The sequence below is a fragment of the Pseudofrankia sp. DC12 genome, from assembly GCF_000966285.1.
Taxonomy (GTDB): Bacteria; Actinomycetota; Actinomycetes; order Frankiales; family Frankiaceae; genus Pseudofrankia.
This window is the reverse complement of record NZ_KQ031391.1, coordinates 296722-306877: the sequence shown is the minus strand read 5'-3', so window position 1 is coordinate 306877 and position 10156 is coordinate 296722. Positions and strand designations below refer to the sequence as shown.

The window sequence follows — 10156 nt, the reverse complement described above, 5'->3', positions numbered from 1 at the left end:
CATGCCCGGGATGCCGATCTCGTGCCGCTCGTGCTCGGCGAGGTTGAACCGGCGCAGCCACAGCCACATGCTGACCCAGCTGCCGAGGGCGGCGGTCCACAGGCTGAGCCACGGGCCCCCGCGCAGGTGCACCGCGGAGGCGCCGAAAAGGAGATAGCCGATCGTCGCCAGGCTGCCGAACAGCAGGCTCGTCGCGACGCTCGGGTAGTAGAACTGCACCATTCCGTACAGCAGCCGCTGGCGCGCCCGCAGCCTGATCCCGGCCTTCGCCCGGCGGCGCAGCTTGACGTCCCAGACGCCGTACGCCCAGCGTTTCTGCTGGTTGAAGTAGTCGGTCCAGGTCGTCGGCGCCTCGCCGACCGCGATCACGTCGGGCGTGTAGACGCCTTTCCAGGGGCTCCCGGTCGCCGGGTTGATCGTCCCCTGGACCCGCATGCTGGTCAGGTGGTCCTCGATGATCGAGTCCTGGTAGCCGCCGATCTGCCGCCAGGCCGCCGGCCGGTAGAGATGGTTGGTACCGATGAGCAGCGGGGCGTCGAGGCCGTTTCCGCCGCGCTCGATCACCCCGTTGAACAGGTACTGCTGCATCGAGGCGCCCCGCGTGACCAGGTTCTCCAGCATGTTCCCGTAGACCTGGGGCGCGACGACGAAGGCGACGTCCGGATCCCGGAAATAGCCCAGGGTCCTTTCCAGGAAACAGGTCAGCGGTACGTGGTCGGGGTCCATCTGGGCCACCACGTCATAGTGGCTCTCGTGTTCGGCGCGCCAGGCGTTGTGGTTGCCGGCCTTGCTTCTCGCCCGGAACTCCCCGGTGGGCTGGTTGTATTCTGGGCGGCCGCGCCGGGTGAAATGCCTGACGCCGAGGCCGGCGGCGGTCCGGCGCACCTCGGGGTCGTTCTCCTCGTCCAGGATCCAGGTGGTCAGGAAGCCGTCCGGATAGGCGATCTCCCGCATCGCGCCCAGCGTCCGTGCCACGGCGGAGACGGGCTCCTTCGACGGGACGATCGTGGTGAGCACGGCGACGCGCAGCCCGGGCGCCGGGACCAGAGGCACCGGATCCCGGGCATGCCAGGCGAGTATCCAGATGATGGTGACCTGGACGATCCTGATGACCTCGACGAGGATGACCAGGCAGAAGCTCACCCGGGCCAGGGACAGCTGCCAGCCGCCGCGCCCGGTGACGCCGGCGCCGGGCACGTGCGCAGGCAGCAGCAGCCAGCCGACGAAGATCAGGTTCACCAGCGCCGTGAACAGGAACAGCAGTGTCAGGGCGAGCCGGCGGCCCGGCGGCACGACGGAGCGGAACTGCACCCTCGGGTTGTCGCCCCGCGGCGCGGTCAGCGGCCCACAGATCTCGGCGCAGCGGGCATAGGCCACCCGCACCGCGGTGCTTCTCCGACGGGTGCCTCTCCCCAGTCGCCGCGCGGCCCTGTGACTGGCGACCGCCAAGCCCCCTCCTCGTCAGCGTTGGTCGTGGGAAGAGCTCATCGGACGCTGACCGCGTACAGGTTGTTGTCCTCGGTCCCGAAGTACGCGGTCTCGCCGGTGACCGCGACCGAGTGCACGCCGCTGGCGGCGGTGAACTTCCATTTCTGGGCGCCGGTGGCGGCGTCCACCGCGTAGAGGTTGGCGTCGCTGGTGCCGAAGTAGACGGTGCCGTTCACCACCACGGGCGCGCCGACGTCCCCCGAGGCGGGGAAGGTCCACACCTTCCTGCCGTCCGCGGCGCCGAGCGCGTACAGGCTGCGCTGAGCACCGCCCATGTAGACCGTCCCGTTCGCGATGGCCGGCCCGGCGCCGACGGACACGCCGTCGAACTTCCAGGCCCGTTTCCCGCTGCCGGCGTCGACGGCGTACAGGCTTCCGTCGGTGCTGCCGAAGTAGACGATCCCACCCAGCACGGCTGGCATACCGGAGACGGCGCCGGCGGTGGGAAACGCCCAGTGCGGGTTGCCGGAGAAGGCGTCCACGGCGTAGAGGTTGGTGTCGCTGCTTCCGACGAACACGGTGTCGCCGGCGAGCGCCGGTGAGTGGGTGTCGTTCTGGGCGGAGAACTTCCACCGGAACGCGCCGGAGGTCGCGTCCAGCGCGTACAGGTGGGCGTCGGCGCTGCCCACATGCACCAGGCCACCGCCGGCGGCCGGGGAGTGCACGATCCCGTCGGTGTGGTACTTCCAGCGGGTCCTGCCGGTCGTGGCGTCGAACGCGTACAGGTAGCCGTCGTCCCCGCCGAGGTAGACGATGCCGCCGAGGGCCAGCGGGGTGGACCCGATCGCGCCGCCGGTGGTGAACTTCCACGCCTGCGCGCCGCTCGACGTCCGCACCGCGTGCAGGGTTCCGTCGTTGCTGCCCGCGTACACCAGGTCACCGGCGACCCGGGGGCGGCCGAGCGTGATCCCGGCGGTGGGGAAGCGCCAGCGGACGGTCCCGGGCGGGCTCGCGGGCGGCGCCTGGCGGCCGCTTCCGTCGTCCAGGAGGCGCCACACCGTCGTCCCGGCCGCGGCGGCCCCGACGGTGCCGATCGCCCCGCCCAGGAGCAGGCGGCGGCTCGGTCCCTGCCGGGCCGGCTCGGGAGTGGTGCGGCCCAGGGAGGGCTCGGACGGCACCGGTGCCAGCCGGGTCGCCAGGCCGCCTCTCGGGTCGGGTGGCGTGGAGGAGACCGTCACTTCCCTGGTGGCCTCGCTCGCCGGCGGGCGGGGCCCCCGCGCCGCCGACGGCACCGACCGGTCGCCGATCCCGGGCACCGGGACAGGAGTGGTGCCGAAGGGCGTAGGCGTCGGCCCTAGCGGGAACGCCGGCATCGGCCCGGTCGGGATCGGCGACTTGGCCAGCGCAGCGGGCAGCCAGCCCGGCGGGAACATGTCGGCCGCGGGCCGGCCGCCGGTCAGCTCCCGCAGGATGGTGGCCAGGTCGGGCCGGCGCGCGGGATCCTTGTCCAGGCAGGAGGCCAGCAGCGGGCGCAGCTCGTCCGGGACCTTGGTCAGGTCCGGCGGATTGTGCACGCTGCGGTAGAGCATCGACGGCAGCGAGCCGACACCGAACGGGCCGGTCCCGGTGACCGCGAACGTGAGGACAGCGCCGAAGGCGAAGATGTCGGTGGCCGTGCCCACCGTCTCGCCGTTTATCTGCTCCGGCGACATGTAACCGGGCGAGCCCATCACGGCACCGGCGTGCGTGAGCGGCCCGGAGTCCTCGAGCGCGGATATTCCGAAATCAATCAGCCGCGGGCCGTCGGGCGCCAGCAGCACGTTGGCGGGCTTCAGGTCCCGATGGATCAGGCCGGCGGAATGGACGGCGGAAAGCGCCTCCGCCAGGGCGGCGCCGAGCGCGCGTACCGACGCGGCCGGAAGCGCCCCGGCATCACGGACGGCGGCGTTGAGCGAAGGGCCCGGAATGAAGGCCGTCGCCAGCCAGGGCGGATTGGCCTCCAGGTCGGCGTCGATGACACCCGCCGCGAAGAAACCGTTCACGGCCCGGGAGGCGGCCACCTCGCGGGCGAACCGCAGCCGGATATGCCGCTGCTGGACGAGGTCGGGCCGGATAATCTTGATCGCTACCCGGCGCCCGCTCGGAGAAAAGGCCAGGTAGACTCGGCCCATACCGCCGGTGCCCAGCACGGCCGCGAGCTGATAGTTACCGACGGCCGTCGGGTCGCTCGGCCCCAATGCTTCCAAGGCCGCTCCTTCCCGCGCGCCGGCGGATCATGATTCTTGGCCCTGCCGAGACTCTACCTGCGCCGATCGAGGGGACGAACCTCCCCCGGTCCCGCGCTTGGTCAAGAATCCGATAATCTCTCCGCCGAGTGGTGTGGTAGCCAAAGACGACGCCGCTGCCACCCGTGGCAGAACGCATTCCGCCCGCCACCTGTTACCTCGCTCAGAGTCGTTCTTCCATTGCGGCGCGTAGCGGAATGTGTTCGTGAGCCAGCGCTGATCGGCGGTAGCCGAGGCGTGAACGCCGGGTGATGCACGTTTCGGCCAGCACAGGAAGAGTCGCAGTGCGCCGCGCCGACGCGGGCCGGACCGGCGGACGTGAGACGGTGGGGGAGTGCTGGGTGACGCTGAGCTGATCGCCTTCGTGCCGACCGTCGACCTCGACCGGGCCGTGGCCTTCTACCAGGGCGTGCTCGGGCTTCGGCTGCTGGAGGAGACGCCGCAGGCCGCGGTGTTCGCCGTCGACGGCACGATGCTGCGGGTGAGCGCGGTCGCCGACGTGGTGCCGCAGCCGTTCACGACTGTCGGCTGGCGAGTCGCCGACATCGTCGGGACCGTCCGCTGGCTGGCCGACCGGGGCGTGCGCGCCAACCGCTACGCGGGCCTCGAGCAGGACGAGCTGGGCATCTGGACCGCCCCGGGTGGCGACCGGGTCACCTGGTTCTCGGACCCGGACGGCCACACCCTCTCGGTCACCGAGTTCGCGCGCTGAGCCCGCTCGGGCCAGTCGGCGCGGGCGTGTAGCGACCGCGGGCCCGGGCGGACGCGGGCACGGTCGAGACCGGCGGCGGCCCCACCGACGGGCGGATCAGCTCGGCCGGCACTCCGGCCCAGACCTCCGAGTCGCCGACGTCCCTGGTCACGGCCGCGCCCATCCCGATCAGCGACCAGGAGCCGATCGTCAGGCCCTCCCGGATCGTGCAGTTCTGGCCGACGTAGGCGCCGGCCCGGACCCGCACACTTCCGGCCAGCGACGCGTTGGCGCAGACGGTGACGTAGTCCTCGACGACGACGTCGTGGGTGAGTACCACGTTCGGCATCACCGCGACGTGCTGACCGAGGGTGACATCGGCCGTCAGCACCACTCCGGCCAGCAGGATCGACCCCTGGCCGACCGCGCAGGACGGTGGGATCACGGCCCGCGGGTGGATCACGCTGGTGTACCGGTCGGCCGTCACCCCCATCTCCTCCAGCCGGTGGCGCAGCACCGCACGGGAGCGGCCGGTGCCCGGACCGAGCAGCAGCCGGGCCCGCGGATAGTGGGCGACCCGGTCCATCCCGCCGAGCACCTGGGCGCCGCCGATCGGCGCGCCCCACAGGGCCGGGTTGTCGTCCAGGAAGCCCACGACGTGGTGGTCGCCGGACGCGCGGGCGGCCTCCGCGGCCTCCCGTGACAGCCCGCCGGCACCGACGATCAGGAGGGGTATGGGCCCGGCGGAGGTCATGGTGTCCTTTATACGGCCTTGCTGGCGCGTGGGTCGCGCCACCGAATTTCGCGCCGACAGGCCGCCCGGGAGTTTCCAATGATCGCCGATGCGCCGGTAGATCCCGGTATGGTTCTGCCGCGACACTGTTCTCGGCGCGGCGACAAGACAGGGGTAAGCCGTGCGCGGATCGGGGAACCTTCCCCGGGGGAATTTGTGACAACGGGAAGCGGCTGCCACAGAAGCGATTGTCGCCGTGGCGCGTATCGGTCACGGACGCGCGCGCCACGCCGACCAGGTGGCCTTCCGGTGAGCGCCGCCGCCGGCGGTGTCGAGCTCGCCGGGGCGCGTTGCCTCATCACCGGCGGGGCAGGCATGATCGGCTCGGCGGTCTGCGACCAGCTGCTCGCGGCCCGGGCCAGGGAGATCGTCGTCGTCGACAACCTCGTCCGCGGCCGGCGGGCAAACCTCGCGGGCGCGCTGGCCGCCGAGGTCGACCTGTCCGTCGGCCTGCGCCGCCTGGTCGCCTGGTGGCGCGCCGGGCGGTGAAAACGGCCGGCCCGCGCACCGGACCGGCCATCAGGGGGTGAGCCGGCGGGCCGGTCCGGTTGTGTGCCGGACCGGCCGGCGCCTACTCGGCCGGAGCGTCGGTGGCCGGCGGCTCCTCGGCCGCGGGGGGCTCGGTCCCGGTGGGCTCGGTCGCGGTGGTCGCGGTGGTCGCGGCGGGCTCGCCGGCGAGGAGCAGGTAGAGGGCGCGGCGGGCGTCGGTGAGCACCTTGTGCGCCGCGGCGGCCTGGCCGGCGTCGCCGGCTCGGGCCACCTGCCAGACGGCACCGGACAGCTCCTGGACGGCGCCGAGCAGGTCGACGCCGTCGGCGTGGCCGGCCCGGGCGGTGAACGCAGCGAACGGGTCGCCGATCGTGTCCCGGTTCTTGGCGAGGTAGGCCTGCCCGGTCTCGGTGATCGTGACGAGCCGGCGCCCGCCGTCGGCCGTGACCGTGACCAGGCCCTCGTCCTCGAGCTGGCTGATCGTCGGGTAGACCGCGCCTGGGCTCGGCTGCCAGGCGCCGCCGGTCCGCTCCGCGATCGCCTGCATCAGCTGGTAGCCGTGCTGCGGGCCGTCGGCCAGCAGCAGCAGGACGGCGGCGCGGACGTCGCCGCGACCGGCACGGCCACGGCCGCCGCCGCCGCGGTGACCAGGCCGAAGCCGCGGTCCCCAGGGGCCGGGCCCCCAGGGACCCGCGCCGGGGCCCATGGGCGGCGGCCCGGAAATCGGGCCCAGGTCGCCAGGGACCGGGCCCATGCCAGGGCCGGGGTGATGTGCGTGCCAGTGGCCGTGCCGGCGGAACGGGCCGTGGTGCAGCCGCGGGTCGGCGCCGGGGCCGTCGTGCACTGATCTGCGTGGGTGGTGGGACTTCATGATTGTTCTCCTTGATGAGAGGCGCGCGGGCGCGCTTGAGGTAGGGGCGCGGGGCGCCGGCTGGCGGGCGGCCGGTGGCCGTCACCGCGGCCGGGGCGCCGGACCGCTGGTGCCGCCGGCTTCCGGCAGGCCCAGTCGAGCGGGCCGGTGTTCCAGCGACACGCTCACGATATATCGCGTTAGAACTTAAAACAAGGCCCTCGTTCGCCGGTCCGTCCCGGTGGGCCGTGACCTGGGCCTGCGTGTGGTTCGCCGGCGTCAGGAAGCGCGGCGCAGCCGCAGCGCCAGCCGCGGGCAGGTCTCCACCGCGCGGCGCGCGTGCGGGGCCAGGTCATCCGGGACCGGGATCTCACGACACTGCCGGCCGGCGCCGGGCGCCCCGTCGCGGGCAGCCGCCGCTCGGTCGGCGTCGGCCTGGGCGAGCGGGTAGCCCCACCGGTCCTGGACGAGCAGCTCCGGCAGCAGCTCGACGCACCAGCCACGGCCGTCGCACGCGGACCAGTCCACGCCGAGCATCCACCCGATCGGCACCAGGCTGGGCCCGGATGGCCGGGACGAGGATGACTGCATGGTCGGTCCTTTCTCGAAAGCAAGAAGATCAACCGGCTGAGCCGGCGCAGTGGCCGGCGGCGTGGGCGCGCAGGTCGGCGGCGAACACGCGCAGCGCGGAACGGACCAGCCGGGCGGCGCCGTCGGGGTGCCGGCAGGCGCCGCGGCCGTCGACGAGCTCGGCGACCTCGGCCGCCTGCCTCGCCCACGAGCCGGTCATGGCACCGCCCGCGGCCAGCTGCCCCATCGCCGCGGCCAGCTCCGGCAGCCCGGCGCGGCACGGACCGCACTGACCGGCGCTCTGCCCGGCCAGGTAGCCGGCGAGGCGGGCCGTCTCCGCGAGGCCGCACGCCTGGGCCCGAAGCACCTGGACCAGCCCGGGTCCCGGGCCCGCGTCCCAGGCGGCGAGGCCCGCGCGGGACAGCGGCACGTCGGGCGTCCGGTCCGCCGGCAGCCAGGCGCCGCCGTACCCGCCGACCCGGATCGCCCCCGGCCGCTCGGCCGCGCCACCGGCGAGGCCGACGACCTCGGCGAGCGTCGCGCCGATTGGCACCTCGACCAGCCCGGGGGACCGGACCGCCCCGCTGACCGTGACGAGCGTGGTGCCCGGCTCGTCGACGGTGCCGCGCTCCCGGAACCAGGCCGCGCCGTGGCGGGCGACCAGCGCCAGGTGCGCCAGTGTCTCGGCGTTGCAGACGACCAGCGGCCTGCGCAGCCGGCCCTGGCGACCGGCACCGCGCGGGGCCGGCGCGGCGAGCGGTACGAACTGGGGGAACGGCCTGGCCGCGCCGCCGTCCACGACCGCCGCCGCGGCGGAGGCCTCGCCGGCGACGAACACGCCCGGCGGAGCCAGCCTCACCCCGGCCGGCCGCTGGTCGACCCGGGCCGCTCGGCGTTCCGCCAGCGCCCGCCCGACCGCCTCGGCCGGGCGGCCGGGCTTCACATAGACAAAGGCGTCGGCGGCGGAGACCGCCTCGGCGACCAGCGCCAGCCCGTCGAGCACCAGGTGCGGGGCCCGCGTGAGCAGCCAGGCGTCCTTGGCGCTCTCCGGCTCGCTCTCGGCCGCGTTCGCGACGACGCTCGCCGGCCCGCTCCAGGCTCCGCCGCCGGTGGTGTCCGGCCCGAGGGCCGCGGCGAGCTTGCGCCACATCGGGAAGCCGGCCCCGCCACGGCCGGTCAGGCCGGCGGCGCGGACGTCGTCCACGAGCTGGCCAGGCCGGCCGCGGTAGGGAACCGGTCCGAGCCGGGCCATGTGCTCGGCGAGGGTCGCCGCGCCCGCGGCGAGCAGCCGGCCGCCGTCTCCCGGCTCCGGCGACGACGCTGTCGCCGGAGCCGGGCCGGATCCGGTCGGCGTGGTCATCGGGTCAGCGCCCCTGCGCCGGCTGGCCGGGCGGCGCCGGCCCGGAAGGATGCCGAGCAGCGCCAGCCGACGGCGAGCACGACCGCGACCGGGCAGATGACCGCGACGGCGAGCTGCCACCAGGCGCCGACGTCGGTGCCCGTCCCCAACGAGTGGATGAAGGCCACCGGCCAGGCGGCGTAGGCCGCCCAGTGCACACCCCGCCAGGCCCGCGCGCCGATCCGGTGGCGCACCAGGCTGGTGAGGAGCACCGCGAGCAGCAGGTCGGCGGCGCACGTCCCGAGCCCGGCCCACAGCGGCCGGTACCCGGCGGCGAAGGGCACCACGGTGTCGAGGACGGCGATGTGGGCGAACGGGTCGAGGACCAGCGTGGTGACGTGGACGACGAGCAGGGCCAGCGCCAGCAGGCTCGCGTTGCGGTGCACGGCCGCGAGCGCGAAGCCCGGCAGCCCCGCCGCCGGCCGTCCCCGCCTGGCCACGATCCCGAGCACGACCGTCAGCGTCAGCACCAGCAGCAGCGTCAGCCCGGTCCCGCGAGCGGTGTACCAGAGCACGTTCTGACTCACCGGACCGCTCCGGAGCGGGTCAGGGCCAGGGGGCCGGTCCGCAGCCGGCCGGTCGGCGTCGGGTCGTCGTCGGGCCAGCCGTTGACGGTGACGACGGCGCCGTCCGCCGCGACCAGCCGCGCCGGGAGGCCGAGCCCGTTCAGCCAGCCGACCGCGCCGCGGCCCCGGACCAGCGCAGCGGTCGTCGCCGTGTTCGCGGCCAGGCAGCTGGTCGCGGCGACGGTGACCGTACGCCAGACGACCGGCGCGGGCCGGCAGGTCCGCGGGTCGAGGACGTGGTGCAGGACCCGGCCGTCGCGCCGCCAGCGCCGGCCGATCGTGCTCGACGTGGCCAGCGCCCCACCGGCGGCCAGCGTGACCGAGCCGGCCGGCTCGCCGGGCCGGTCCTGGACGTACACCCGCCACCCGCCGACGGGCGGCGGCCCCGCGGTCGCCAGGTCGCCGCCCAGGCTGACCAGCGCGCCGGTGCCGAGCCGGTCGGCGACGAGAGCGGCGCAGCGGTCGGCGGTGTGCGCCTTCGCCGTCGCGCCGAGGTCGAGCTGGATGCCTGCCGGGACGGTGACCTGGTCACCGTCGAGCGTGATCCGCCGCCACGCCGGCCCGCGCCGGACCGCCTGGCTGGCGACCGCGCCGGCGGCCTCGGCTGGCTCGTCCGGGTCGCCCCGGCGGCGGCGATGTGCCGGGCGTCGACGGTCTATGGGGATCAGCGCGATGTCCCGGTCGTAGCCGAGCGCGGCGAGCGGGCCGCCGAGCGTCGGGTCGACATCGCCGTTGGTCGCCGCGGCCGCGGTCAGCGCGACGGCGATCAGCTCGGCGAGCACCGGGCTGACCCGGCGCGGCTCACCGCTGGCCGTCGCGAGCCGGCTGACTTCCGAGTCGTCGCGGAACCGGCTGGCCGCCGCGTCCACCGCCGCGAGCTGGCCGGCGACGATCCGGCGCGCCTCGTCGAGCGCGGCCGGGTCGGTGACGACGAGGCGGGCCTTCGTGCTCCAGACCGGCCACTCGGCCGCGGCCGGCTCGGGGCCGGGGCCGGCCGCGGTGGGCTTGTGGTCGGCGCCGGCTGGGGCGGACCTGGGCTCGGTGCCACGGTCGGCCGAAATGGGGCGGTGGGTTCGGTCGGGCAT

At 74.7% G+C, this 10156-nt stretch carries 10 protein-coding genes; 2 read left to right on the top strand and 8 right to left on the bottom strand.

The window, feature by feature from the left end:
• A partial coding sequence (locus FRADC12_RS01200) for a glycosyltransferase family 2 protein (RefSeq protein ID WP_232303531.1) occupies positions 1 to 1383 on the bottom strand: 1383 nt, incomplete at its 3' end.
• A gap of 101 nt (positions 1384 to 1484) precedes the next feature.
• Positions 1485 to 3674, bottom strand: coding sequence for an outer membrane protein assembly factor BamB family protein (locus tag FRADC12_RS01195; protein ID WP_052710622.1), 2190 nt, complete (start codon positions 3672 to 3674; stop codon positions 1485 to 1487).
• Positions 3675 to 4047: 373 nt separating this feature from the next.
• Here FRADC12_RS01195 and FRADC12_RS01190 point away from each other — a divergent pair, with 373 nt between their 5' ends.
• On the top strand, positions 4048 to 4425 hold the full coding sequence (locus FRADC12_RS01190) for a VOC family protein (RefSeq protein WP_045875220.1): 378 nt from the start codon (positions 4048 to 4050) through the stop codon (positions 4423 to 4425).
• Here FRADC12_RS01190 and FRADC12_RS01185 read toward each other — a convergent pair.
• Complete coding sequence (locus FRADC12_RS01185) at positions 4406 to 5158, bottom strand: NeuD/PglB/VioB family sugar acetyltransferase (RefSeq protein WP_045875219.1); 753 nt, start codon at positions 5156 to 5158, stop codon at positions 4406 to 4408. The two genes, FRADC12_RS01190 and FRADC12_RS01185, sit on opposite strands and share 20 nt — an antisense overlap.
• Before the next feature lie 288 nt (positions 5159 to 5446).
• Between FRADC12_RS01185 and FRADC12_RS31920 the strand changes: the two genes are divergently transcribed.
• A complete protein-coding gene (locus FRADC12_RS31920) occupies positions 5447 to 5686 on the top strand; it encodes an NAD-dependent epimerase/dehydratase family protein (protein ID WP_045875218.1) in 240 nt (79 codons plus the stop codon).
• A gap of 82 nt (positions 5687 to 5768) precedes the next feature.
• Here the strand turns inward: FRADC12_RS31920 and FRADC12_RS32695 are convergent, their stop codons facing one another.
• From FRADC12_RS32695 to FRADC12_RS01155, 5 genes are all read right to left on the bottom strand, one after another.
• Positions 5769 to 6557, bottom strand: coding sequence for a PadR family transcriptional regulator (locus FRADC12_RS32695; protein WP_045875217.1), 789 nt, complete (start codon positions 6555 to 6557; stop codon positions 5769 to 5771).
• Between the two features lie 258 nt (positions 6558 to 6815).
• A complete protein-coding gene (locus FRADC12_RS01170) occupies positions 6816 to 7127 on the bottom strand; it encodes a ferredoxin (protein ID WP_045875216.1) in 312 nt (103 codons plus the stop codon).
• Between the two features lie 28 nt (positions 7128 to 7155).
• Entirely contained in the window at positions 7156 to 8466 is a 1311-nt protein-coding gene (locus FRADC12_RS01165) for an NADH-ubiquinone oxidoreductase-F iron-sulfur binding region domain-containing protein (protein WP_045875215.1), read from the bottom strand.
• Positions 8463 to 9032 carry a ferric reductase-like transmembrane domain-containing protein gene (locus FRADC12_RS01160; RefSeq protein WP_045875214.1) on the bottom strand — a complete coding sequence of 190 codons (570 nt, stop codon included), beginning with the start codon at positions 9030 to 9032 and terminating at the stop codon, positions 8463 to 8465. The genes FRADC12_RS01165 and FRADC12_RS01160 overlap by 4 nt, the downstream gene beginning before the upstream one ends.
• The gene (locus FRADC12_RS01155) at positions 9029 to 10156 is read right to left on the bottom strand and encodes an FAD:protein FMN transferase (protein WP_232303530.1); all 1128 of its coding nucleotides are present in this window, start codon (positions 10154 to 10156) and stop codon (positions 9029 to 9031) included. Before FRADC12_RS01155 ends, FRADC12_RS01160 begins: the two co-directional genes overlap by 4 nt.